Here is a 24,705-nt window from a genome sequence, read left to right as displayed (position 1 = left end):
GGCCATCTCCCCCTCAAGGGGGGAGATTGGACGTCATCCGGGATTTCGCCAATTATCGACGTTGGAAGACGGGTGCTGTCGGAAAAGCTGCCAATCTCCCCCCTTGAGGGGGAGATGCCCGGCAGGGCAGAGGGGGGCGGTCCTTGATACCGACCTCTGGCTCGTACCATCTCACAAACGTCCGCCTTCACCGGTCGCTGACATCAGGCCTTGCCGCCACTTACGACAGCGACGGCTTCGCCCTGGCCGACATAACGGTCGCCGATGGCAAGACCTCAGCCATCGCCGCGCACAAGAAATCAAAAGCGCCAGCCACCGCCATCGACCTTGCCGGCCGCATCGTGCTGCCGTGCTTCGTCGACTGCCACACCCACATCGACAAGGGCCATATCTGGCCGCGCAAACCCAATCCCGACGGCAGTTTCATGGGCGCGCTCAATGCCACCGGCGCCGACCGTGCAGCGCGCTGGAGCGCCGAGGACGTGGCGCGGCGCATGGATTTCTCGCTGCGCTCGGCCTACGCGCACGGCACCAAGGCGCTGCGCACGCATCTCGACAGCGTGCCGCCACAGGAGGAAATCTCCTGGCCGGTGTTCGAGGCGATGCGGGAGAAATGGCGCGGCCGCATCGAATTGCAGGCAGCCTGCCTGCTCGGCATCGAAGGCGTGCGCGACAGAAAGTGGTTCGAGAGGCTGGCCAAGCGCGTGGCTGCGGCCAAGGGCGTGCTCGGCGTCGTCACCTATATGGTGCCGGATCTCGAAGAGCTTCTCGACAAGGTGTTCGCCGAGGCGAACAGGCACGGGCTCGATCTCGATTTCCACGCCGACGAGACCGACGACATCGCGGCGATATCGCTGAAGAAGATCGCCGAGGCGGCACTGTGGAACGGTTTTGAGGGCAACATGCTGGTGGGACATTGCTGCTCGCTGGCGCGCCAGCCGGATCTCGACGTGCTGGATACACTCGACAAGGTGGCCAAGGCGCGGCTGGCGGTGGTGTCGCTGCCAATGTGCAATCTCTATCTGCAGGACCGGCGTGCCGACCAGACCACGCCACGCTGGCGCGGCGTGACGCTGCTGCACGAGATGAAGGCGAGGGGCATCCCGGTCGCGGTCGCCTCCGACAACACCCGCGATCCGTTCTATGCCTATGGCGATCTCGACATGCTGGAGGTCTACCGCATGGCGACGCGCATCCTGCATTTCGATCATCCGGTCGGCGACTGGCCGCAGACGGTGGCGGCGACGCCGGCCAAGGTGATGCGGCTCGACGGTGTCGGGACACTGGCAGCAGGTGGCAGCGCCGATTTCATCGTCTTCAAAGGGCGGAGCTGGACGGAATTGCTGTCGCGGCCCGAATCGGATCGCATCGTCGTGCGCAACGGCCGAGCGATCGACAGGCAATTGCCCGACTATGCCGAGCTCGACGAACTGATGGTGGAATGATGGATGTTTCGGCGCTCAAACGCGATCTCGACGGGATAAAGCTCGACGACAATCCGGCCATCGTCCAGCAGAAGAGCCGCGACTTCTACTGGTACAGCCCGGTGCTGAAGCAGCAGCTCGACCACGTCACCGGCGACCTGATCGTGACGCCCAGGAACGAGGCCGAACTGATCCGCGTGCTTGCCGCTTGCCACCGTCATGGCGTTCCGGTGACGCCGCGCGGCAGCGGCACCGGCAATTACGGCCAGGCGATGCCGCTGTCGGGCGGCGTGGTTTTGAACCTCGCCGAGATGAACGAGATCAAGGCCATAGCGCCGGGCCGCGTCGTCACCGGGCCGGGCGCGATCCTCGCCGACATCGACAGAGCGACGCGCGCGCATTCCGGGCAGGAACTGCGGCTGTCGCCGTCGACCTACAACACCGCCTCGATCGGCGGCTTCATCGCCGGCGGCTCGGGCGGCGTTGGCTCGATCAATTTCGGCGGTCTGCGTGATTTCGGCAATGTGCTGCGCCTGCGCGTCGTCACTATGGAGGCGGAGCCGAAGGCGCTCGAACTCGCCGGCGAGGACCTGCACAAGGTCACCCACGCCTATGGCACCAACGGCATCATCACCGAGGTCGAGATGCCGCTGACTGCAGCCTATGAATGGACCGACGTGATCGTCGGCTTCGACGCTTTCATGCCGGCAGCCCGCTACGGCAACGCGCTGGCACGCCAGGACGGCATCCTGACCAAGCTGATCACGCCGATCGCCGCGCCCGTGCCGCAGCTCTATTTCAAGCGCCACCAGAAGTTCTTCCGGGACGGGCAAAGCATCTGCGTCGTCATGGTTGCCCGGCATGGGCTAGACGCGTTCCTCGCCTTCACCCGCCGCGCCGGCGGCGAAGTCATCTTCAATGCGGCGACGGCAACGGACGAAGAGAAAAAGGGCCTGCCGCCGGGCTTCGAACTGGCGTGGAACCACACCACGCTCAGGGCACTGCGGGTCGATCCCGCGATCACCTATCTGCAATCGCTCTATCCGTTTCCCAACCAGCTGGCGCTGGTGGAGAAGATGGACGCGATGTTTCCGAACGAGGTCTTTTCGCATCTCGAATTCGTGCGCCTCGACGGCAACATCACCTGCTTCGGCCTGCCGCTGGTGAAATTCACCACCGAGGCGCGGCTCAACGAAATCATCCGGCTGCATGAGGAGAATGGCTGCCCGATCTTCAACCCGCACCGCTACACGCTGGAAGAGGGCGGCATGAAGCAGACGGATGAAATCCAGCTCGCCTTCAAGCGCGAGACCGATCCGCAAGGCCTGCTCAATCCCGGCAAGATGATCGCCTGGGAAAATCCGGATTACGACTATCGCTCGGGCCGGACTTTTTTGTTCAAGGGGTTGCAGAAAGCAGAATGAGCAGAGGTTTGAGCTTGAGCACCCCCCTCTGTCCTGCCGGCGCAGGCCCTACGCTGCCGCTTCGGGCGTTCGTCGTTTGGAAAGCCAAGCAATTGGCTTCCCATCGGCTTCGCCGACCACTTCTCACCCCCCTCAAGGGGGGAGATTATTCGCTCCGCCGCTTTAGCCTATCTACAACGTCGAAAGGAAAGGCGCGGCGCAGAAGCTGCCAATCTCCCCCCTTGAGGGGGAGATGCCCGGCAGGGCAGAGGGGGGTGCCTCGCGCCGACCCCAGCAATTTCCCATGAAAGTCCTCGTCCTCTACGCACACCCGGTGGAGACCAGCTTCAATGCAGGTCTGCACCGCACGATCGTCGAGCGGCTGACGGCCGCCGGCCATGAGGTCGACGATTGCGATCTCTATGCAGAGGATTTCGACCCCAGGCTGACGCGCGGGGAGAGGCTGGATTATCATAACCAACGCAGCCCTGCGGACCCGGCCGCGCCCTATGTCGAGCGGCTGCTCAAGGCCGAGGCGCTGGTGCTGTCATATCCCGTCTGGAACTACGGCTTCCCGGCCATCCTGAAAGGCTTTTTCGACCGCGTGTTTCTGCCCGGCGTGTCGTTCAAATTGGTCGACGGCAAGGCGCAGCCTTCGCTCCACAACATCCGCAAGCTGACCGCCGTCACCACCTATGGCGGCAGCCGCTTCCGCGCCATGCTGATGGGCGATCCGCCACGCAGATTGGTCAAGCGGATGCTGCGCGCGACGATCAGGCCCGGCGCCTCGGTGTCCTACCTCGCGCATTATTCGATGAACCTGTCGACCGACGAGACGCGGGCAGCCTTCATGGCCAAGGTCGCGGCCGGGATGGATGAATTCTGATGCGCGTGCTGGTGGTCTATTGCCATCCGGTGCCCGAAAGCTTTTGCGCCGCCATCAGAGATGCCGCAGTCGATGTGCTGAAGGCACGCGGCTGGGAGGTGCGGCTGCTCGACCTCTATGCGGAGAAATTCGATCCGGTGATGGGCTGCGAAGAGCGACGCGCCTACAATGAGCGGGCGCCGGAGGATCCGGCCCTAAAACCGCATTTCGAGCATCTCGCCTGGGCTGAGGCGATCCTGTTCATCTATCCGACCTGGTGGTACGGGCTGCCGGCCATGCTGAAGGGCTGGCTCGACCGGGTCTGGGCGACCGATGTCGCCTTCAAGCTGGGCAAGGGGCGCATCACGTCGCTGATGACACATGTCACCAGGGTCGGCGTCATTACCACCTGCGGCGCGCCGACCTGGTGGAGCGTCGTCGTCGGCCAGCCCGGCCGCAAGACCTTGCTGCGCGGTATGCGCGCGCTGTGCGCCCGCCGCTGTCGGACGTTTTTCCTGGCGCACTACCTGATGGACGCCTCCACGCCAAGGACGAGGGCGGCGTTTCTGGTGAAGGTGCGGGCGAAGCTGGAGCGGTTTTGAGCTTCTTTACCCTCCCCTTGTGGGGAGGGTCGCGCAGCAAATGCCGCAAGGCGGCTTTTCCGAAGCGGGGTGGGGGGTCTCGTAGGGCGCACCCCCCCACCCCGTCTCGCAATCGCCGCTTCGCTCCGACTGCGAGCCGACCCTCCCCACAAGGGGAGGGTAAAAAGGTGCTACATCCTCGTCCGTTCCGCCTTGGGATCGTACATCGGCTTCAGCGATGCTTCCGCCGCAAAACGCTCGCCGGCGATCTCGATCTCATAGGACGAGGCCAGCACATCCGCCTCGCTCTCGCCCTGGCAGGGCACATAGCCCAGCCCGATCGCGCCGCCGAGATGGTGGCCGTAATTCCCCGATGTGATCGGGCCGACGATCTTGCCGTCGCGAAGGATCGCCTCGTTGTGGAAGAGCAGAGGCTGCGGGTCCTTCAGCCGGAACTGCACCAGCCGGCGCGACAGGCCGGCTTCTTTTTTCTTCAGCACCGCATCGCGGCCGATGAACTCGCCATTGGCGGTTTTGACCGCAAAGCCGAGGCCGGCCTCCAGCACATTGTCCTCGTCGGTGATGTCGTGGCCGAAATGCCGAAACGCCTTTTCGATGCGACAGGAATCGAGCGTATGCAGGCCGCAAAGTTTCAGGCCGACATCCGCCCCCGCCTCATCGATCGCCTCGAAAACATGGGCAGCCTGGTCGGTAGAGACATAAAGCTCCCAGCCGAGTTCGCCGACATAGGTGACGCGGTGGGCGCGGGCGAGGCCCATGCCGATCTCGATCTGCTGGAAGGTGCCGAACGGATTGTTCTCGTTGGAGAAATCGTTAGGGCTGACTTTCTGGATCAGCTTTCGCGCATCCGGACCCATCAGGCAGAGCACGCTTTCTGCCGCCGTCACATCGGTGATGACAACGAATTCCTCGCCGACATGCCGCCGCAGCCAGGCGAGATCGCGTTGCAACGTCGCGCCCGGTACGACGAGGAAATAGGCCGTGTCCGACAGCCGCGACACGGTAAGATCGCTCTCGATGCCGCCGCGCTGGTTGAGCATCTGGGTGTAGACGATCTTGCCCGGCGCCACGTCCATGTCGTTGGCGCAGAGCCTTTGCAGGAACGCGCAGGCATCGCGGCCCTCGACACGGATCTTGCCGAACGAGGTCATGTCGAACAGGCCGACCTTGTTGCGGACCGCCAGGTGCTCCTCGCGCTGATTGTCGAACCAGTTCTGCCGCTTCCAGGAATAGCGGTATTCGCGCTCCTGTCCCTCTCGCGCAAACCAGTTGGCGCGCTCCCAGCCGGCGACTTCGCCGAACACGGCGCCGCGCGCCTTCAGCTGTTCGTGCAGGGGCGAGCGCCTGACATTTCTGGACGTCGCCATCTGCCGGTAGGGGAAGTGATCCGCATAGAGCAGGCCGAGTGTTTCGGAGACACGCTCCTTGAGATACCTACGGTTCTTCTGGAACGGCTGGGCGCGGCGGATGTCGACTTCCCAGAGGTCGAAGGGCGCTTCGCCGTCATTGATCCACTGCGCCAGCGCCATGCCGGCGCCGCCGGACGAGACGATGCCGATGGAATTGTAGCCGGTCGCCATCCAGTAGCCCGACAGCTCCGGGGCCTCGCCGAGATAGTAGCGGTCGTCGGGGGTAAAGCTTTCGGGGCCGTTGAAGAAGGTGTGAATGCCGGCGGTTGCCAGCATCGGCATGCGGTTGACGCCCATTTCGAGGATCGGCTCGAAATGCTCCATGTCCTCCGGCAACTGGTCGAAGCAGAAATCCTCGCTTATGCCGTCCATGCCCCAGGGCTTGGCCACCGGCTCGAAGGCGCCGAGCATCATCTTGCCGGCGTCTTCCTTGTAGTAGGCGCATTCATCGGGAACGCGCAGCACCGGTAGACGACCGAGTCCGGAGATCGGCTCGGTGACGAGATAAAAATGTTCGCAGGCATGCAGCGGGATGGTGACGCCGTTCTGGGCGCCGAGCTCGCGCGCCCACATGCCGGCGCAGTTGACGACGATGTCGGCCTCGATCGTTCCCTGATCCTCGCCTTGCGCCCACGACACACCGGTGACGCGACCGGCCTTGGTATGGACCTTGGTGACCTTCACATTCTCGACGATGGCGGCGCCACGCTGGCGGGCGCCCTTGGCCAGCGCCATGGCGATGTTGGCGGGATCGCACTGGCCGTCGAGCGGCAGATGCACGGCGCCGACCACATCGGACACGTTGAGATGCGGGTACATCTCCTTGACTTCACCAGGCGAAATCTCGCGCACATCGACATCGAAGGCGCGGGCGAGCGAGGCCTGACGGTAAATCTCGTGCTTGCGCTCCTCGGTCAGCGCCACGGTGATCGAGCCGACCTGGCGCATGCCGGTGCCGACTTCGGTCTCGGCCTCCAGCTTGACGTAGAGGTCGGCCGAATATTTCGCCAGCCGCGTCATGTTCTGCGAGCCGCGCAGCTGGCCGATCAGGCCGGCGGCGTGCCAGGTCGTTCCCGAGGTCAGCTGCTTGCGTTCCAGCAGCACGATGTCGGTCCAGCCGAGCTTGGCCAGGTGGTAGGCGACCGAACAGCCGGAGACACCGCCGCCGATAATAACCGCGCGGGCCTTGATGGGAATGCTTCTGGTCATGCGGCCTCGCGGCGATAGCCGGATGCGAAGCGGCGCAGGCGTTTTGCGGCTTCCTGAAGCACCGGTTCCGGTTGGCAGAGGCTGATGCGGATGTGGCCGGCAGCGGCCTTGCCGAAGCTGGAACCCGGCATGACGCCGACACTCTCCTGGTCGAGAAAGGCCCAGGCGAATTTCTCGTCGTCGGGCTCGACGGCGGAGATGTCGAGCATGACATACATGCCGCCCTCGGAGCCGTGCACGCTGACATTGTTCATGCCGCGCACGGCGTCGAGCAGGACGGTGCGGCGCGCCGCATAGCGTTCGGCGATCTCCTTGACGCCAAAGCAGTTCTCCAGCGCCTCGGCGCAGGCGATCGAGATGAAGGCCGGCAGGCCGTAGGTCGTCACCAGATTGAGATTGGTCAACAGCGTGATCATCTGCGTCGGGCCGGTCAGCCAGCCCATGCGCCAGCCGGTCATGCCGTGGCTCTTGGACATCGAATTGATGACCAGCGTGCGCTCGGCCATGCCGGGCAGGCCGCGCGGCGAGATGTGCTCGCCGCCGCCGAGCGTCCAGTAGACCTCGTCCGACAGCAGCCAGAGATCGTGCTCGCGGCAGATCTCGGCCAGCTCTTCCAGACGCTCACGCGAATAGACGGCGCCGGTCGGGTTGTTCGGCGTGTTGATCAAAATGGCGCGCGTGTTGGGCTTGAGCGCCGCGCGGATCATCTCGGCGTGCGGCTGGAAACCGTCCTCGGCCGGCGTCTCGACGACGGTGAAGCTGGCGCCGGCGGCGCTGAACGTGTTGGGATAAGTCGCGTAGTAGGGCGCCACCACGATAGCGTGGTCGCCCTGGTCGAGAACGGCCTGCACGGCCGCGTAAAGGGCAGCCTGGCCGCCCGGCGTGGCGATGACTTGGTCAGGTGCCGTCTCGACCCCGGTGCAAGCGGTCGAGGCCGCCGCCATCGCCCTGCGCAGGCGCGGAACGCCGGGAAGCGGGGTGTAGTGGTGGTTGCTGCCGCGAACCGCCGTCACGCAGGCTTCGATCGTCTGGCTCGGCGTATCGAAATCATGGTCGCCGACCGACAGCATGATGATGTCCTGGCCGGCCTCCTTGCGGGCCCATGCCTCGGTGTGGACCTCCCAGCCATCCTTGCCCGAAGGCACGATGCCGGAAATGCGCGATGAGGGTCTGGGCATCAGGATACTCCCGAGATTTCGTGGCCGGCCTGTTCGAGCTGATCGCGCAACGCGGCGATGTGGGCAGGGCCGACTTCGCAGCAGCCGCCGACGATGGTGGCGCCAGCGGCGACCCAGCCGAGCGCCTGGTCGGCATAGGCATCCGGATCAAGGTCGTGGCGTGCGTGCAGCACTTCGACCGTTCCGCCATGCTTGAGCGCTTCGACAGAGGTGAAGCCATTGGCATAGGCGCCGACCGGGCCGCCGAGAGCAATCAATTCGGGCAGTGCCGCGGCGATCGCTTCTGGCCGGCAGCAATTCACCAGGCGCGCTGCAACCGTCAGGCCGTCGAGGGCGTCCGCCGCTGCCGCTATTGTTTCGCCGCTGCGCAGCCGCGGCGCGCCGTGATCGGCGAGCGTCCAAGACACCCAGACAGGTTTGCCGCTTTCCGACGCAGCGGTAACGGCCGCACGGCCTTCGTCGGCTGAGGCCATGGTCTCGCACAGGAACAGGTCGACGCCGTCGGTCTGCTCGGCGACGATGCGGCGATAGATGTCCAGCGTCTCCTCGAACGATATGGTCAGCGCCGGCGCATAGCTGCCGAACAGCGGTGACAGGCAGCCGGCGATCGCTGCATCGCCTGCCTCCTCGCGTGCCTGTCTTGCCAATTCGATGCCGCGCTTCTGCAAGGGCCTGAAGAGGTCTTCTGCTCCTTCCCGCGCGAGCCGCTCCGGCGTCGCCGAATAGGTGTTGATGGTGATGACGCGAGCGCCGGCCCGGATGAATTCGGCATGCAGGCCACGCACCAGATCCGGCTCGTCGATCAGCACCCTGGCCGACCAGAGCGGCGTCGGCTCGGAGCTGCTGCGGCGGACCAGTTCCTGGCCCATGCCGCCATCGGTGAGAATGACTTTCTTCATGCTCTCAATCTTTCGTTTTTCGGATCCCACAGCGGCTCGTCTTTCTGCACGACCGCCCGAAAGCGATCGCCGAAGATTTCGATCTCGATCGCGGTATCGGGTTCAGCCAGGTCGGCGCGCAGTATGCCGAGCGCGATCGATTTGTCGATGCGATGCCCCCAGCCGCCGGACGTCGTCTCGCCGACGATCTTGCCGTCATGCCAGAGCGTCGACACCGACGGCGCGTCGCAATCGCCGGGGTTTTCGACCACCAGCGTGACGAAGCGCTTCTTTACGCCTTGCTGCTTTTCGTTCTGCAGGGCTGCCTTGCCGCGGAAGTCGGGCTTGTCCCATTTTACGAAGCGCTCGAGCCCGCCCTGCAGGACCGTATAGTCGGTCGACAGGTCGCCCTTCCAGGTCCGGTAGCCCTTTTCGAGGCGCAGCGAATCCAGCGCATACATGCCGAACGGTTTCAGACCGTGTTTTTGTCCCGCCGTCCAGACGGCGTCGAAGATGGCGGCGGTGTCTCCCACCTTGGTGTGGATTTCCCAGCCGAGTTCGCCGGCGAAGGATACCCGCACCAGCTTCGCCCAGCGGCCGGCGATGGTGGTTTCCTGATGCGTCAGCCAGGGCAGCGAGAGATCCGCGCCACAGACCTCGGCCAGGATCTTGCGCGAATTGGGGCCGGCGAGGATTTGCGTCGAATAGTCTTCGGTCCTGTCGGTGAGGGTGAAAGCTGCGTCCTTCGGCAGGCGCGACTTCAGCCATTCGAAATCGTGCCACTGCGCTACCGCCGCGGTGATCAGCGTCATCTGCTCTTCGCCATGGCGCACCACCGACATCTCGGTGACGATGCGGCCCTTGTCGTCGGCGAAATAGGCGAGGCCGATGCGGCCCGGCTTGGGCACCAGGCCGGTGACCTGCAGCGCCAGCCATTCGGCTGCGCCAGGACCTTCGAGGTTGAAGCGCGAGAAGCCGGGCAGGTCCAGAATGCCGGCGGCGTCGCGCACCGCCAGGCATTCTTCGCGCACGCGGTGCTGCCACGGCCCGTCGCGGCGGAAGGTGAGTGTTGCTTCTTCCGACGTGTCGTCACCGGGTTGCGCATACCAGGTGGCACGCTCCCAGCCATTATAGGCGTCGAACTGGGCGCCGAGCGCCTTGATGCGATCGTGGATCGGCGACAGCTTGCGGTCGCGCCCGGCCGGCCAGGCATGGCGCGGGAACTGGATGGCGTATTCGTTGCCGTAGATCTCCATGCCCTTGGCGACGCTATAGTCGGGGGCGGCCGCAAAGCTGGTGAAACGGCGCGGATCGCAAGACCACATGTCCCATTCGGTCTGGCCCTGCGTAACCCATTCGGCCAGCACCTTGCCGGCGCCGCCGCCCTGGGCGATGCCGAAGGTGAAGACACAGGCCTCGAACGCGTTGGGAACGCCGGGCATCGGACCGATCAGCGGATTGCCGTCCGGCGCGTAAGGGATCGGCCCGTTGATCACCTTGGACAGGCCGGCAGTGCCGAGAATCGGCACGCGGGCTACGGCATCGGCAAGGTAGTGCTCGAGACGGTCGAGATCGTCGGGGAAGAGCTGGAAGGAAAAGTCCTCCGGCATCGGGTCGTTGTGGGTTGCCCAATGCGCGCGGCAATTGCGCTCATAGGGACCGAGATTCATGCCGTTCTTTTCCTGGCGCAGATAGTAGGAGGTGTCGACGTCGCGCAGCAGCGGCAGCTTCTTGCCCTGCTCCTTCGACCACGCCACCAGTTCGGGGATTTCCTCGAACAAGATGTACTGATGGCTCATCACCATCATCGGGACGTCGCGGCCCAACATTCTGCCGACTTCCGCGGCTCGGTAGCCGGCGGCGTTGACGACGATTTCGCAACGGATCTCGCCTTGCGGCGTCTCGACAACCCATTCGTCGTTCTCGCGGCGCACACCTGACACCGGACAGAAGCGGACGATCCTGGCGCCCATGTCGCGCGCACCCTTGGCCAGTGCCTGCGTCAGCTGCGCGGGGTCGATGTCGCCGTCGTTTGGATCGTAGAGCGCACCTTTGAGGTCATGCGTCTCGATGAAGGGATAGCGGCGCTTGATCTCGTCGGGGCCGACGATGTCGATGTCCATGCCCTGGTAGCGGCCCATGCCCTTGGCGCGCTGGAACTCCTGCATGCGCTCCTTGGTGTGGGCGAGGCGGAGCGAGCCGGTAACGTGGTAGTTCATGGGATAGTCGACGGCATCAGCCAAGCCGCGATAGACCTCGGTCGAATAGCGCTGCATGTTCATCAGCGACCAGGACGACGAGAAGGTCGGCACATTACCGGCGGCATGCCAGGTCGAGCCCGATGTCAGCTCGTTCTTTTCAAGCAGCACGCAGTCGGTCCAGCCCGCCTTGCACAGATGGTAGAGCGAGGAGGCGCCGACGATACCGCCCCCGATGATTACCACGCGCGCCGTGGTCGGCAAACCGGCCATATTCTTCTCCCAAACCTGAAGCGCGCTGCGCTTCTATCTTTTTGCTTGATGCATGTCGTTTCCCAAACCGCTGCACACTTTGGGCGACATGCATTCAATAAACAGGCGGTGAAACCACCCAGATGACCACGGCCGGCTCGCTGCCGGGATTGCGCCAGCGGTACGGCTTGCGCTCGAAGCGGAAGGAATCGCCTTCGCCGAGCCGGTGCCAGACGCCGGCTATCTCGATCTCGAAAATGCCAGAGGCGATGTAGCCGGCTTCCTCGGTCGGCCGCAGCTGCTCGCTCTTCATCTCGGCGCCCGGCGCGAAGATCGAACGCACCATCTCGAAACTTCCGCCGAGATCGGGCGACAGAAGCTCCTCCACCAGGCCGGATTCGCTTGTGCCAAGCGTGCGCCGGCTGCCGGCGCGCACGACAACGCCGCGCTCCTTCTCGATCGGCACGTCGTGGCTGAAGAACAGGCTGAGCGGCACGCCGAACAGGTCTGCGAAGGCCCTGAGGTCGCCGAGCGAAGGAATCGACAGGCCGCGCTCGACCTGGCTGACCCAGCCGACAGAGCGGCCAAGCTTCAGCGCGATCTCAGCCAGCGTCAGCCCACGCGCCTTGCGCAGCGCACGGATGTCGCTTGCCAACAGGCGCTCGTCAGGTCCCTGCAATGTTTTGGGGATAGCTGGGGGCAAAATGCTCACTTGATGAAAAACTAGAAATGAATTTCATGAGAGCTCATGTCCGTGAAAAAATCAAGCGAATTTTCATGGGCACACAAGATTTGCTTGCGCGATTTTGGAGGTTCATGCAAAGGCTCTGGCACGAGCGGCGGGTGTGGGAATGCGGGTCGGCGACCAAGGATTGAAATCTGCGCAAGGTCTTCTCCGATAGCCGGTTCGGCTTTCGAAGTGTGCGCAAAGGGACGGCCCATGCTGGAAAAAAATGGCCTGGCAGCGCAAAACGCGGCTGTTGTCGACGAGGCGATCATCTCGCGCCGTTCAGTGCGCGCCTTCCTGCCCGACATGGTCGATGACGAGACGATCCGAGCCATTCTTGGCGTCGCCGCGCGCGCGCCTTCGGGCACCAATATGCAGCCTTGGCGGGTCTATGTCGTCAAGGGCGAGGTCAAGCAGCAGATCACCGATGCCATCCTGAATTCCGGTATCCGCGCCGAAAAGGCCGATTGGGACGAGTATCGCTATTACCCCACCCAGTTCTTCGAGCCGTATCTCACCCGCCGCCGCGCCAACGGTTTCGGGCTCTATGGGGCACTCGGCATCGGCCGCCGCGAGGTCGACAAGATGCGCGCCCAGCACGACCGCAACTTCGTCTTCTTCGACGCGCCGGTCGGCATGATCTTCACCATAGACCGGCGGCTGAACCAAGGCTCGTGGATCGACTACGGAATGTTCCTGCAGAACATCATGGTGGCGGCGCGAGGCAGGGGCCTGCACACCTGCCCGCAGGCCGCCTTCGCGCCCTATCACCGGCAGATCCGGCCGGTGCTCAACATTCCCGACGAGGAGATCGTCGTCTGCGGCATGGCGCTAGGCCTCGAGGACACCTCCAAGCCCGAAAACGACTTCCGCACCGACCGCGTGCCGCTGGAAGAGTGGGTGACGTTCAGCGAATAGGGCTCGGCTAACGGCGCCTTATTCCACGTTCATCTGCGCGCCATGGCCGCTGACATGGGCGCCGTCCTGCGGTGTCAGTCTGAGATAGGCGATCAGCGCGCACAACGTGATGACGCCCTCGACCACGAACAGGATGCGGAAATCGTTGGTCACCGCCGGCCTGCCGCCAGCCAGGAACGACAACAGCGCCGCCGCCAGGCCGACGCTGATCGCTACCCCCAACTGCCACAGTATGTAGTAGAGCGCGCTGAAGCGGGCGAGCTGGTCGGGCGCGATGTCGGAATAGGCGAGGTTGCCGGTCGAAGCCCACTGCGCCGAGCGCAGAACGCCGAAGGCAAAGATATAGACGAGCACGATCCAGACCGGCGTTGTCGCCTCAATCAAGGCGAAGCCCGCTACCATGGCAGCAACGATCGGCGTGTTGACGACCAGCACGCGGCGAAAGCCGAAACGGTTGAGCAGGCGCGGCATGAAGACACGCATGATCAGCGAGCCGATTGCGGCGACGAAAGTCAGCGATCCCGCCTGCACCGCGCTCATGCCGAAGCCGAGCTGGAACATCAACGGCAAAAGGAAAACGACCGAGCTCAGGCCGATCGTGTCCAGCCCACCACCGGTGAGGAAGGAGATGCGAAAGGTGCGGATGCGCAGGAGTTTCAGGTTAAGCAAGGGGTTGCGGGCGCGCAGGCAGTAGAAGGAGGCAAGCGTCAGGATGACGATCGCCAGCGCCAGCTCGGCCGCGATCATGCTGCCGGCGGCGTCTTTGGCCGCAAGCGAATCCATGCCGAAGACCAGCAGGACCATGCCGCCGCCGACCAGCAGGAAGCCCGGAAAATCGAACGGCGTGCGCACCGGCTTGGTGACCGTCGGAAACAGCGAGGCGGCAAGGACGGCGGCCGCCAGCGCGAACGGCACGTTGATGAAGAAGATCCAGCGCCATGAAATGTAAGTCGTCAGCGCGCCGCCGACGAGCGGGCCGACCAGCGGTCCGGACTGGCCGGCCAGTGAGATATACATGTTGATCTTCAGCGTGCGGCTGCGCGGGAAGGTCGACAGGATGACGACCTGGCCGAGCGTCCCGATCAAGGCGCCGCCGAAGCCTTGCAGCGCGCGGGCGCCGACCAGCGTCCAGATGTCGTTGGACAATCCGCACAGCGCCGATGACGCGGCGAACACCAGCAAGGCGAAGCAGTAAACGTTGCGCAAGCCGAAGCGGTCGGCCGCCCAGCCGCCGAGCGGCATCGAGATGATCAGGCTGGCGACATAGACGGTGATCAACAGGCCGAACTGGCTCGGCGGCCGGCCGAGGCTGTCGCTGATGCCGGGCAGGGCGGTGACCACGACATTCTGGTCGAGGCTGGTCATGAACACGCCGCAGGCGACCGTGAGCGGCAGCAGGAGCAAGGCTCTGGCCGACACATCGGCGCGATCCGTGGCGCCGGCGGATAGATCTGCGGTCATGGGGATGTTCGAACCAAACGACGATGCCGACTCTGAGACGGGATCTTTTTAATCCCCTGGGCCGGTTGGGCCACGTTCCCCACCATGGGCTTCCATTGGAGCATTCTCTAGCGGCAGAACCGGCTGGCCTTGAGGCCAGAACGGCTGTCGGCCCTACTGAACCTCGTAGCCGACCTCCTCGCTGGCAAGGCAGAGCGCCTTCCAGAACGAGCGGGCGAAGGAGCGGAAGACATAGATGTCGAACTGGTCGGCGCCGGTGCGCTGGATCTGCGCAAAGACGTCGTGATGGGTGGTCGAACGGCCGGAGCCTATGGGGAAGGCGGGCAGCGCAAAGTCGATGGCGAAGAATTTCGCCAGCACCCATTCGGCCTTAGGGCCGGCGATGCGGATTGCGGTGCGGCCATGCGACAGGTCGGTGATCGTGCCGATTGCCGGGGTTACGTCCCCGGCAAAACGCGCCGCCAGGCCCTCGGCATCGTCGACGACCGTGAATTTTCCAGGCGCGAAACCGAACACGGCCTTGCCGAACTTGGCGAGACCGCCGCCGGCACCGTCGGGCAAAGCGAGCCCGGTGACCTTGCCGATCGCCTCGATCAGCTGCTTTTCCGCGCCCGGCCATGCGGCCAGTTGCAGGATCGAGCCTGGCCTGATTTCGGTTAGGATGACATCGACGCCATGCTCGAAATTGCCGTGCGAACCCGGATGGAACACCGGCTCGAGCGGCGAGAGGCGCTCGGGTGATTGGCGCTCAGCCATGCATGCGGCTCCCGTCCGGGTCGTAGAAATGGTTGGAGACGATTTCGACCGGCCCGAACCGGTTGCGCAGCGGATCGGAGACAAACGCGCGGGTGCCATGGCGCGCCTTGCCGCCTTCGACCAGGGCCAGCGCGATGTGCTTGCCCAGCGCCGGCGAATAGCAGCAGGCGGTGATGTGGCCGATGGAATCGTGCGGATTGGCTTCGTCCAGTTGCTCGACGAGGTGGGCGCCGCCATTGAACGGCCGGTTGTCGAGCGAGACGATGCCGACCAGCTGCAGCCGCTCGGGCGCGATCAGGCCTTCGCGGTCCATCATCGCCGAGCCGATGAACGGCTTCTTCTTCGACAGCATCCAGTCGAGATGCAGGTCGCGCGCCGTGGCGCGCCCGTCGATCTCCGCGCCGGTGACATGGCCCTTTTCGATGCGCATCGTGCCCAACGCCTCCAGCCCGTAGGTGACCAGGCCGAACGGCTTGCCGGCTTCGACAAGGGCTTGCCAGACATGGGTGCCGTAGCCGGCGCCGCAATAGACCTCGAAGGCCATTTCTCCGGAGAAGGACAGCCGGCAAATCATCACCGGCACGCCTGATATCTCGCCGCGCACGATGCCCATGAAGGGCAGGGCTGTGTTGTCGACCGCGGTGCCGGTGACACAGGCGGCGAGGATGGCCCGCGCCTTCGGCCCGCCGATGGCCGCGCCCGCCCATTCGTCGGTTACCGAGGTGACATGCACTTTGAGTTCCGGCCAGATGACGTCGAGGAAATATTCCAGATGCTGCATCACCTTGCCGGCGTTGGCCGTGGTGGTCGTCATCAGGAAATCCTGTTCGCCAAGCCGCCATGTGGTGCCGTCGTCGAAGGCCAGCCCATCCTCGCGCAGCATCAGGCCGTAGCGGGCCTTGCCGACGGGGAGGGTAGAAAACATGTTGGTGTAGACGCGGTCGAGGAATTCGCCCGCATCCGGCCCCTGAACGGCGATCTTGCCCAGCGTCGAGACGTCGACGATGCCGGCGCTTTCGCGCGTCGCCCTGGCTTCACGGACATAAGCCTGCTCGACCGTCTCGCCGGCAAGGCCGTAGATCATTGGTCGATACCAGAGGCCAGCGGAATACATCGTTGCGCCATTGGCGAGGTGCCAGTCATGCATGGGCGTCAGGCGCTCGGGTTTCAGATCGCCGAAGCGTTCGGCGGCAAGCGAGCCGATCGACACCGCGGAATAGGGCGGGCGGAAGCGCGTCGTTCCGACTTCGGGGATCGGTTTGCCCAACGCCTCGGCCATGATGGCGAGGCCCGGAACGTTGGAGTTCTTGCCCTGGTCGGTCGCCATGCCGAGCGTGGTGTAGCGCTTCAGGTGCTCGACCGAGACGAAGCCTTCGCGATGCGCCAGCCGCACGTCCTCGGCGGTGACATCATGCTGGAAGTCGACGAAGCTTTTGCCTTTCGCCTTGATCTCGAACACCGGGGCCGGATCTGGGTTTCCCGGGGCTGCTTCGACATCCGGCAAGGCTGCCGGCGCAGCCGCTCCGCCCGCTGCGGACAGGCCGGCTGCGCGGCCCTCAGTGATCGCTTCGATGGTCGAGAAGCTGCCGTTGAAAGCACCCGCACCAATCCATTGCTGATTTGGCCAGCGCTGTTGCGTTTGCTTTGGCGGCAGGAAGGCCTGGCGGGCAGGATTCCACTCGGCTCTCGCGCCAGCCTGGCTGGCGAGGTGGATGGTCGGCGACCAGCCGCCCGACATCAGCAGGCTATCGGCGTGGATGCTGCGGGCGTCACCGCTGAGCGCGCCCGAATTCATGTCGAAGCGCTGCACCTTGAGGCCGGAGAGCGCCTTGCCGCCTTCGGTGGCGACCACGGCATGGCCGGAGAGGATTTCGGCTTCGGCCTCGGTGGCGAGGCTGCGCATTTCGGCCGAAAGCTCGGGGCGCACATCGACGATTGCGACAATAGCCGCCCCGGCCTTCCTCAGCGCCAGCGCCGAGCGATAGGCGCTGTCATTGTTGGTGAACAGCGCGATCCTGTCGCCGGGCAGCACGCCATAATCGTTAGCATAGCGCTCGGCGGCATGCGCCAGCATGACGCCCGGCCGGTCATTGCCGGGGAACACAAGCGGCCGCTCGAAAGAGCCGGTGGCCAGCACCACCGTCTTGGCGCGGATCGCCCAGTAGCGATGGCGCGGCTCGCCCTTGCCGGGCGTTTCCTTGTGGTCGGTGACGCGCTCGAGCGCGGCTAGCGTGTTGCCGTCGTAATAGCCCCACACCGTGGTGCGCGGCAGCAGGCGGACCGTGTCATGTCCTTCGAGCTGGCTGACGGCGCGCGCCGCCCAGTCGGCGGCCGGCGCGCCGTCGATGGCCTCGCCGGACCAGTTGGCCGAGCCGCCGAAACGCGGCTCGAGTTCGGCCAGGATGACGCGCGCGCCCTGGTCGGCAGCGGCCTTGGCGGCTGACAGGCCGGCCGGGCCGGAGCCGACCACCAGCACGTCGCAAAACGCGTTCATGCGCTCGTAGCGCGAGGTGTCGGCGGCAATACCGGCGCGGCCCAGGCCGGCGGCGCGGCGGATGAAATGCTCGCAGAACATCCAGAAGCGGGTGCCTTTCAGGGGGCCGAAGACAGGGCCCATGAAGGTCTTGTAGTAGAAGCCGGCGGCCAGGATCTTGCCGCCGAGCTGGTTGACGGCGTTGATGTCCCAGGCGAGCGAGGGAAAGCGGTTCTGGCTGACGGCCACCAGCCCGTCATAGATCTCGACCATGGTTGCGGCGATGTTGGGCTCGCGCACTTCGCCGCGCAGCACCGTCACCAGCGCGTTCGGTTCCTCGACGCCGGCCGAGAGCAGGCCGCGCGGGCGGTGGTATTTGAATGAGCGGCCGAAAAGCGTGACGCCGTTAGCAAGCAGCGCCGAGGCCAGCGTGTCGCCGGCATGGCCGGTGTAGGGCGTGCCGTCGAAGGTGAAGCGGATGGTGCGCAGCCGGTCGACGCGGCCGCCGGTCTCGGTGCGGCGCGGGCTCACGACTTGCCTCCGGCTTTGTGCCGGGCGGCGGCATTGTGGTCGCCGCGGGCGAAACCGGTGCTGGAAATCTCATGCGTGACCGTGTTGCGCACCATCCTCAGATGGGTGCGGCAGCCGCCCGAATGCTGCCAGATCTCATTGTGGTCGCCGGCCGGGTTCAGCCGATCGTAGACATAGGCGTTCCAGGCGTCGAGGTCCTGCGAGTTGGGCTGCGGGCGCTCGCGGTTGCCGTCGCCCTGATAGGTGAACTCGATGACGTCGCGCGGGCCGCAATAGGGACAAGTGATAAGCATTTGTTTGAACCCTAATGCAGCCGGGGCGTTGCGCCCTGGCCCTTGTCGTCAATCACTAGGCCGCGATAAAAACGGTCGAGCGTGAACGGCGCGTTGAACGCGTGCGGCTCGTCCTTGGCGATGGTGTATGCAAAGCACCAGCCCGAGGCCGGCGTCGCCTTGAAGCCGCCATAGCACCAGCCGCAATTGAGATACATGCCCGGCAGCGGGCCGGTGGTGATGATCGGCGAACCGTCCATCGACATGTCGCAGACGCCGCCCCAGGAGCGCAGCATGCGTACACGCGCAAGGCCGGGAAACAGCGCCAGCATCTCGCTCATCACCTCGTCGACGATGGGCAGATTACCGCGCTGGGCGTAGCTGTTGTAGCCGTCGATATCGCCGCCATAGACGAGGCCGCCCTTGTCGGACTGCGACATATAGAAATGGCCCATGCCGAAGGTCAGGACCGTGTTGCAGAACGGTTTCAGCGACTCTGTCACGAAGGCCTGCAGCACATGGCTCTCGATCGGCATCCTGTCGATGCCGGCAAGCTGCATCACCCGTCCGGTGCTGCCGGCAACGGCCACGGCAACTTTCTTGCCGCGGATCTCTCCGCGCGTCGTTTGCACGCCGGTGATGCGGTCGCCGTCGCGCAGGAAGCCGGTGACCTCGCAATTCTCGACGATGTCGACGCCGCGGCGGTCGGCGCCGCGGGCATAGCCCCAGGCCACCGCATCGTGACGGGCGGTGCCGGCGCGCGGCTGCATCAGGCCGCCGACGATGGGAAAGCGCGCGGAGGCCGACATGTCCAGCGCCGGGACCAGGCGCGCGATCTCGGCGGTGCTCATCAGCTCGGCATCGACGCCGAGATGGCGCATGGCGTTGCCGCGCCTTGCCAAGTCGTCGAACTGGGCCGGCGTGTGAGCCAGATTCAGGCAGCCGCGCTGCGAGAACATGACGTTGTAGTTGAGGTCGTGCGAAAGGTTCTCCCACATCTTCATCGAATGTTCGTAGAAGCGGGTGTTGGACGGCAAAAGGTAGTTGGAGCGCACCGCCGTGGTGTTACGGCCGACATTGCCGGAACCCAGCCAGCCCTTTTCCAGCACCGCGACATTGGTGATGCCGTGCTCCTTGGCCAGATAATACGCCGTCGACAGGCCGTGGCCGCCGCCACCGATGATGATGACGTCATAGGAAGCCTTGGGGTCGGGCTTGCGCCAGGCCGGCTTCCAGTCCTTGTTTCCCTTGAGCGCGTTCGTGAGAAGCGAAAGGGCTGAATATTCCGCCATTCTTCATGTCATCCCTAGAGCATGATGCCGAAAAGTGTGAAGCGGTTTTCGGACGACATCATGCTCTATATCTTTGATTTCTAGAGCCGGATGATTTCAGGTCCAACAGACCTGAAGCCATCCGGCTCGGGTGCGATGCGGCAGACTATAGAGTAGGCGGCGTGCGCAAAGCCAAGATTGCGCCATGGCTTTTCGACTGGCCGACTCCCGCAAGGCGCCCAACTGTCATGACTTCGCCACGACTTGCCCCACGGGATGAGCGTCTCTATCAAGGACCGCTTTAGAGGCGGCCTTTGCCGCCCTTTGAGTCGCCACCATTATGTTTTTTCGCTTCTTTCGCCTGATCCTGGTCCTCGCGCTCGTTGCCTTGGCGCCGCATTCGTTCGGCGCGATGGCGCAGGGGCTGGGCCAGGCGCCTGCCGGGCTGGTCGCCGACCAGCAGAAAATCCTGCAGGGTTTGACGACGAAAACCGACGCTCTGGAGAAGAAAGTCCAGGAGGACGGCGTCGACGACACCACCCTCGTCGAGATCCGCCTGCAGCTGGAAGAGCTGTCGCGCGCTGCGCTGAACAGCGCGCTGGCGTTTCGTTCGCGGCTGGGAGAGATCAATTCGAGGCTCGAGCAGCTTGGCGCACCGCCGGCTGCCGGACAGCCCCCTGAACCGGACATCGTGACCGGCGAGCGCCAGGCGCTGGCGTCGGAAAAGGCGGAGATCAACGCCGTCATCGCCGGCGCGCAGAACCTGTCGATCCGCATCAATGCGCTGATCGAGAAGATCGGCAATATGCGCAGCGAGCTGTTTCGCAGCGGGCTGACCAAGCGCTATGTGCTGTCCGATGCACTGAGCCCGCAAGTGTTTTCCGACGCCAGGGACGAATACGCCAATTTTTACAGGGCGGTGTCGTCCTGGCTGAGCTTTGCCTTCAAGTTCAAGTTCCAGGCGATGCTCGCGGCGACCCTCATGGCGCTCGCGTTGGCCGTGGTGCTTCTGGTCGGTGGGCGCCGCCTGTTTGGGCGCATCTTCGAGGCCGACGCGTCGGTTGAAGATCCGACGTATCTCAGTCGCCTGTCGGTGGCGTTCTGGTCGACCTTGCTGCCGACGCTGGCGGTCAGCGCCTTCCTCGCCTCGACGGTGTTCCTGTACAATTATTACAATGTGCTGCGCGGCGACATAGGCGTGTTCCTCAACGCGCTGGCAGCCGTCATCGCCATAGTGTTCTGTGTCAACCGCCTGACCAATGCGGCGCTGTCGCCTAGCATGCCGAACTGGCGCCTGATCCAGGTCGAGACCGGCCCGGCGCGTTGGCTGGTGCGACTGACGACGGCCATGGCAGTCGTCATCGGCATCAACAATTTCCTGTCGATCGTCAACGACAAGATGGGCTCGCCTCTGTCGCTGACGGTGGCCAGGAGTTTTGTCGCCACCGTGATCGTCGGGGTCATCCTGATCCTGATGGCGCTGCTGAAGCCTTACAAGGACGTCGCTGGGCGCTGGCGCCGCTGGCCGGCCTGGCTGCGCTACACCTGTGTCGCGCTCGGCCTGTTCACGATTGCGGCGGCGCTGTTCGGCTATATCGGTCTTGCCATCTTCGTCTCGTTGCAGGTCGTGGTCACCGGCACCATCCTGCTTACCGCCTATATCGGCTTCCTGTCGGCGCGCGAGATCGGCGAGGAGGGTGGTTTCGCCGGCACCTCGATTGGGCGCTGGCTGAAGACCAACTCCAGCTATGAGGACACCGCGCTCGACCAGCTCGGCCTCGTCGTCAGCGTCGCCATCAACCTGATGATCGTGCTGGTGTTCCTGCCGCTGATCCTGTTGATGTGGGGCTTCCAGCCCGGCGATATCCAGGCCTGGGGCTATAAATTGGCGACAGGCGTCACCGTCGGTTCGGTGACGATTTCGGTCACCGGCATCCTCACCGGCATCGTCGTCTTCATCATCGGCTATTTCCTGACCCGCTGGTTCCAGGGCTGGCTCGACGGCTCGGTTATGGCGCGCGGCAAGGTCGATACCGGCGTGCGCAACTCGATCCGGCTGGCGGTCGGCTATGCCGGCGTCGCGCTCGCCGGCCTCGTCGGCATCTCGGCGGCGGGCATCGATCTTTCCAATTTGGCGCTCGTTGCCGGCGCACTCTCGCTGGGTATCGGCTTTGGCCTGCAGAATGTCGTGTCCAACTTCGTGTCCGGCCTGATCCTTCTCGCCGAGCGGCCGTTCAAGGTCGGCGACTGGATCGTCGCCGGCGACACATCAGGCACGGTCAAGAAGATCAGCGTGCGCGCCACCGAAATCGAGACCTTCCAGCGGCAGTCGGTGATCCTGCCCAATTCGAACCTCATCAACAACGCCGTCGGCAACTGGACGCACCGCAACAAGCTCGGACGCGTGGAGATCAAGGTCGGGGTCGCCTATGGCAGCGACGTCAAGCGGGTACACGCGGTCCTGCTTGAGATTGCGCGCGGCCATGCGCTGGTGCTGAAGAACCCGGAACCCTTCGTGCTGTTCACCAATTTCGGGCCGGCAGCACTCGAGTTCGAGATCCGCGTGTTCCTAGCCGATGTGCTGAACGGCGCCATCGTTCAGAACGATATCCGCTTTGCCGTGCTCGATGCTTTTGACGCCGAGCACATAGAAATCCCCTCGACGCCGCGCGCCGAGGTCAAGGTCAAGCAGACCGACGCATGGCCGATCGACGACGACAAGATCGAAGTCGAGTTCGCCGAGAAGGAGCAGGCGGAGGCCAGAGCCGCCGCCGAGGCGAAGCGGCTGGCCAAGACTGGTCGCAAGGCCCGCAAACCCGATCCCAGCTAGGGCCCCAAGCTCCTCCCAACCGATTGCGGCATGAATGCGGCATTCAGTTGCGGTTCAGCTTGCATCTCATATAAGCTCACATGCAAAGGCGAGAATGCCTTGCGAAATGCAACAGAGGCGGTGTGGAAACACCGATTGCAAAATGTGGAAGTCGCTCGTCGTCGCCATCGCTCTTACCGCAGCGAGTGGCTCGGCCTTTGCCGCCAGCGCGGTCAACAAGGATGCTGAGACCCGTACGCTGATCGTGACGGAAGGCGGCGGCAAGACGGAGCTGGCGCTGGCGGCCGGCGAAACCGTGGAATTCTGCCCGAACGGCTGTTTCGTCACCTTGCCCAATGGTGACCTCGAGGCCCTGACCGGCTCGGAAACGGTCGAAATCTCGGGTGGCGTTGCCCGCATCAAGTAAAGTCGGCAGGCAGCTCTTGCAGAGGCCGGGCAATGCCCGGCCTTTTCTCGTCTACGGCAACGGTTGCTTAACGATGACGAGGGAAATACCCCGGCGCATATCCGTTGCAACCAGACGTTTTAACGTTCGTTGCGCCGTTGCTCGCTATGCCGGATACCAAGCCGCCGAAACGTGGCGCGACGGGTTTTTGAGCTGAGCAGGAAAGATATGGATGCGCGGTCGGACAAGAACGCAATCCCGCTTGCGGTCGACCTCGACGGCACGCTGATTGCGACCGATCTTCTTTGGGAAGGCCTGTTCATCCTGCTCAAGAAGAATCCGCTCTATGTTTTCCTGGTTCCGTTCTGGCTGGCCGCCGGCCCGGCGCGGCTGAAACAAGCCATCGCCGACCGCATCGACATCGATCCGGCCTCGCTGCCCTATCGCGAAGCGCTGCTGCAGCGGCTGCTCGCCGACCATAGCGACGGACGCAAGATCGTGCTGGCGACCGGTACGCCACGCAAGTTCGCCGAGACGATCGCCGCGCATCTGGGCGTCTTCGACTATGTGCTGGCGACCGACGGTCCCCACAACATGACCTCGGGCCGCAAGCGCGACGCGCTCATCGCCGCCTATGGCGACGGCGGTTTCGACTATGCCGGCAACAGCCGGCACGACCTCAAGGTTTTCGGAGCCGCACGCAACGCCATCGTCGTGGCGCCCGACCGCCATGCGAAGCGCTGGCAGGCCGCGCATAGCGCCGAAAGGATGCCGGCGCCGAAAAGGACATTGAAGACATACGTCAAGATGCTGCGGGTGCATCAGTGGCTGAAGAATTCGCTGATCGCGGTGCCGATGGTGCTGTCGCATGAATACTTCAACATCAACATGATCTGGCAATGCCTGCTGGCGTTCGTCTCCTTCAGCGCCGTGGCTTCCGCCATCTACATTCTCAACGATTTCTTCGACCTTGCGCTCGACCGCAAGCATCCGACCAAACGCAACCGGCCTTTCGCCAGCGGCGCTTTGTCGATCCCGTTCGGTCTCGGCGCGATGGCGGTGCTGCTGGCGATCGGCATTGCCGCCGGGCTTCTGTTGCCGATCGAGTTCCTGGGCGTGCTCGCCGGCTATCTGGTGGTGACCACAGCCTATTCGCTGTCGTTCAAGCGCATGCTCCTGGCCGACGTACTGACGCTGGCGGGGCTCTACACAGTGCGTGTGCTGGCAGGTGCTGCGGCGACCGGGGTCGAAGTCTCGTTCTGGCTGCTCGCCTTCTCGATTTTCTTCTTCCTGTCGCTGGCGCTGGTGAAGCGCTATGTCGAACTGCGCACCACAGCCATTCCGGTGGGCGAGCGCATTGCCGGTCGCGGCTACCGCATCGAAGATCAGGAGATCGTCGCCCAGGCGGGCATGGCGTCGGCCTTCTCCTCGGCGCTGGTGCTGGCGCTCTACATGGACAGCGTCTCCGTGCGCGAACTCTATCCGCATCCCAGGCTGGTCTGGCCGCTGGCGCCGATCGTGCTGTATTTGACCATGCGGGTCTGGATCCTGGCGCGCCGCAACGAGATGAATGATGATCCGGTCATCTTCATCATTCGCGACTGGCGAAGCCAGATCGTCGTGGTGATCGGCGCCGCCCTTCTGGTCGCGGGAGGCTGGTAGG

At 64.2% G+C, this 24,705-nt stretch carries 18 protein-coding genes; 8 read left to right on the top strand and 10 right to left on the bottom strand.

The genetic code is table 11. The annotated features are described in order from the left end of the window. Positions 1–143 precede the first annotated feature (143 nt). The 4 genes from NKI15_RS04600 (at position 144) to NKI15_RS04585 (ending at position 4,294) form a co-directional block, all read left to right on the top strand. Positions 144–1,445, top strand: coding sequence for a cytosine deaminase (locus NKI15_RS04600; protein WP_023706112.1), 1,302 nt, complete (start codon positions 144–146; stop codon positions 1,443–1,445). Next, a complete protein-coding gene (locus NKI15_RS04595; RefSeq protein ID WP_031196359.1) occupies positions 1,445–2,848 on the top strand; it encodes an FAD-binding oxidoreductase in 1,404 nt (467 codons plus the stop codon). The genes NKI15_RS04600 and NKI15_RS04595 overlap by 1 nt, the downstream gene beginning before the upstream one ends. Positions 2,849–3,131: 283 nt before the next feature. Further along, the gene (locus tag NKI15_RS04590) at positions 3,132–3,713 is read left to right on the top strand and encodes an NAD(P)H-dependent oxidoreductase (protein WP_023700354.1); all 582 of its coding nucleotides are present in this window, start codon (positions 3,132–3,134) and stop codon (positions 3,711–3,713) included. After that, entirely contained in the window at positions 3,713–4,294 is a 582-nt protein-coding gene (locus NKI15_RS04585) for an NAD(P)H-dependent oxidoreductase (protein WP_023690990.1), read from the top strand. The genes NKI15_RS04590 and NKI15_RS04585 overlap by 1 nt, the downstream gene beginning before the upstream one ends. 170 nt (positions 4,295–4,464) lie before the next feature. On the opposite strand, the gene NKI15_RS04580 is transcribed toward NKI15_RS04585, so the two are convergent. The 5 genes from NKI15_RS04580 to NKI15_RS04560 all read right to left on the bottom strand — a co-directional run bounded on the left by NKI15_RS04580 (position 4,465) and on the right by NKI15_RS04560 (position 12,076). Beyond that, complete coding sequence (locus NKI15_RS04580; protein ID WP_023750166.1) at positions 4,465–6,912, bottom strand: GcvT family protein; 2,448 nt, start codon at positions 6,910–6,912, stop codon at positions 4,465–4,467. Continuing rightward, complete coding sequence (locus tag NKI15_RS04575; protein ID WP_023688085.1) at positions 6,909–8,090, bottom strand: pyridoxal phosphate-dependent aminotransferase; 1,182 nt, start codon at positions 8,088–8,090, stop codon at positions 6,909–6,911. Before NKI15_RS04575 ends, NKI15_RS04580 begins: the two co-directional genes overlap by 4 nt. Then, a complete protein-coding gene (locus NKI15_RS04570; RefSeq protein ID WP_023690993.1) occupies positions 8,090–8,989 on the bottom strand; it encodes a homocysteine S-methyltransferase family protein in 900 nt (299 codons plus the stop codon). Before NKI15_RS04570 ends, NKI15_RS04575 begins: the two co-directional genes overlap by 1 nt. Next, positions 8,986–11,439, bottom strand: coding sequence for a GcvT family protein (locus NKI15_RS04565; RefSeq protein ID WP_023750167.1), 2,454 nt, complete (start codon positions 11,437–11,439; stop codon positions 8,986–8,988). The genes NKI15_RS04570 and NKI15_RS04565 overlap by 4 nt, the downstream gene beginning before the upstream one ends. Positions 11,440–11,533: 94 nt before the next feature. After that, positions 11,534–12,076 (bottom strand): helix-turn-helix domain-containing protein, encoded by a 543-nt coding sequence (locus NKI15_RS04560; protein ID WP_023746844.1) that lies wholly within the window; start codon positions 12,074–12,076, stop codon positions 11,534–11,536. A 282-nt stretch (positions 12,077–12,358) separates the two neighbouring features. Here NKI15_RS04560 and NKI15_RS04555 point away from each other — a divergent pair, with 282 nt between their 5' ends. After that, positions 12,359–13,063 (top strand): nitroreductase, encoded by a 705-nt coding sequence (locus NKI15_RS04555; RefSeq protein WP_023746843.1) that lies wholly within the window; start codon positions 12,359–12,361, stop codon positions 13,061–13,063. A gap of 18 nt (positions 13,064–13,081) precedes the next feature. On the opposite strand, the gene NKI15_RS04550 is transcribed toward NKI15_RS04555, so the two are convergent. From NKI15_RS04550 to NKI15_RS04530, 5 genes are all read right to left on the bottom strand, one after another. Next, positions 13,082–14,524 (bottom strand): MFS transporter, encoded by a 1,443-nt coding sequence (locus NKI15_RS04550; protein ID WP_023746842.1) that lies wholly within the window; start codon positions 14,522–14,524, stop codon positions 13,082–13,084. Positions 14,525–14,677: 153 nt separating this feature from the next. Next, complete coding sequence (gene soxG, locus NKI15_RS04545; protein ID WP_352514128.1) at positions 14,678–15,280, bottom strand: sarcosine oxidase subunit gamma family protein; 603 nt, start codon at positions 15,278–15,280, stop codon at positions 14,678–14,680. Next, the gene (locus NKI15_RS04540) at positions 15,273–18,284 is read right to left on the bottom strand and encodes a sarcosine oxidase subunit alpha (RefSeq protein ID WP_352885793.1); all 3,012 of its coding nucleotides are present in this window, start codon (positions 18,282–18,284) and stop codon (positions 15,273–15,275) included. The genes soxG and NKI15_RS04540 overlap by 8 nt, the downstream gene beginning before the upstream one ends. Beyond that, positions 18,281–18,577: a sarcosine oxidase subunit delta gene (locus NKI15_RS04535; RefSeq protein WP_023670367.1), complete on the bottom strand. Its 297-nt coding sequence runs from the start codon at positions 18,575–18,577 to the stop codon at positions 18,281–18,283. The genes NKI15_RS04540 and NKI15_RS04535 overlap by 4 nt, the downstream gene beginning before the upstream one ends. 11 nt (positions 18,578–18,588) lie before the next feature. Continuing rightward, complete coding sequence (locus NKI15_RS04530) at positions 18,589–19,848, bottom strand: sarcosine oxidase subunit beta family protein (protein ID WP_023733777.1); 1,260 nt, start codon at positions 19,846–19,848, stop codon at positions 18,589–18,591. Positions 19,849–20,167: 319 nt separating this feature from the next. On the opposite strand from NKI15_RS04530, the gene NKI15_RS04525 reads away from it, so the two are divergent. The 3 genes from NKI15_RS04525 (at position 20,168) to NKI15_RS04515 (ending at position 24,704) form a co-directional block, all read left to right on the top strand. After that, positions 20,168–22,657, top strand: coding sequence for a mechanosensitive ion channel family protein (locus NKI15_RS04525; RefSeq protein WP_023733776.1), 2,490 nt, complete (start codon positions 20,168–20,170; stop codon positions 22,655–22,657). A 142-nt stretch (positions 22,658–22,799) separates the two neighbouring features. Next, entirely contained in the window at positions 22,800–23,063 is a 264-nt protein-coding gene (locus NKI15_RS04520) for a hypothetical protein (RefSeq protein WP_023670370.1), read from the top strand. Positions 23,064–23,270: 207 nt separating this feature from the next. After that, positions 23,271–24,704, top strand: a complete 1,434-nt coding sequence (locus NKI15_RS04515; RefSeq protein WP_352514126.1) for a UbiA family prenyltransferase — start codon at positions 23,271–23,273, stop codon at positions 24,702–24,704. Position 24,705: the final 1 nt, after the last annotated feature.

The organism is Mesorhizobium sp. M0862 (assembly GCF_040319795.1).
Classification (GTDB): domain Bacteria; phylum Pseudomonadota; class Alphaproteobacteria; order Rhizobiales; family Rhizobiaceae; genus Mesorhizobium.
This window is presented reverse-complemented; position numbering and strand designations above follow the sequence as displayed.

What these genes read in the sequence shown, in the direction of transcription:
- NKI15_RS04595 (WP_031196359.1), top strand. Translation starts at nt 1,445, where the DNA reads ATGGATGTTTCGGCGCTCAAACGCGATCTCGACGGGATAAAGCTCGAC.
- NKI15_RS04590 (WP_023700354.1), top strand. Translation starts at nt 3,132, where the DNA reads ATGAAAGTCCTCGTCCTCTACGCACACCCGGTGGAGACCAGCTTCAAT.
- NKI15_RS04585 (WP_023690990.1), top strand. Translation starts at nt 3,713, where the DNA reads ATGCGCGTGCTGGTGGTCTATTGCCATCCGGTGCCCGAAAGCTTTTGC.
- NKI15_RS04580 (WP_023750166.1), bottom strand. Translation starts at nt 6,912, where the DNA reads ATGACCAGAAGCATTCCCATCAAGGCCCGCGCGGTTATTATCGGCGGC.
- NKI15_RS04575 (WP_023688085.1), bottom strand. Translation starts at nt 8,090, where the DNA reads ATGCCCAGACCCTCATCGCGCATTTCCGGCATCGTGCCTTCGGGCAAG.
- NKI15_RS04570 (WP_023690993.1), bottom strand. Translation starts at nt 8,989, where the DNA reads ATGAAGAAAGTCATTCTCACCGATGGCGGCATGGGCCAGGAACTGGTC.
- NKI15_RS04565 (WP_023750167.1), bottom strand. Translation starts at nt 11,439, where the DNA reads ATGGCCGGTTTGCCGACCACGGCGCGCGTGGTAATCATCGGGGGCGGT.
- NKI15_RS04555 (WP_023746843.1), top strand. Translation starts at nt 12,359, where the DNA reads ATGCTGGAAAAAAATGGCCTGGCAGCGCAAAACGCGGCTGTTGTCGAC.
- NKI15_RS04550 (WP_023746842.1), bottom strand. Translation starts at nt 14,524, where the DNA reads ATGACCGCAGATCTATCCGCCGGCGCCACGGATCGCGCCGATGTGTCG.
- soxG (WP_352514128.1), bottom strand. Translation starts at nt 15,280, where the DNA reads ATGGCTGAGCGCCAATCACCCGAGCGCCTCTCGCCGCTCGAGCCGGTG.
- NKI15_RS04535 (WP_023670367.1), bottom strand. Translation starts at nt 18,577, where the DNA reads ATGCTTATCACTTGTCCCTATTGCGGCCCGCGCGACGTCATCGAGTTC.
- NKI15_RS04530 (WP_023733777.1), bottom strand. Translation starts at nt 19,848, where the DNA reads ATGGCGGAATATTCAGCCCTTTCGCTTCTCACGAACGCGCTCAAGGGA.
- NKI15_RS04525 (WP_023733776.1), top strand. Translation starts at nt 20,168, where the DNA reads ATGTTTTTTCGCTTCTTTCGCCTGATCCTGGTCCTCGCGCTCGTTGCC.
- NKI15_RS04520 (WP_023670370.1), top strand. Translation starts at nt 22,800, where the DNA reads ATGTGGAAGTCGCTCGTCGTCGCCATCGCTCTTACCGCAGCGAGTGGC.
- NKI15_RS04515 (WP_352514126.1), top strand. Translation starts at nt 23,271, where the DNA reads ATGGATGCGCGGTCGGACAAGAACGCAATCCCGCTTGCGGTCGACCTC.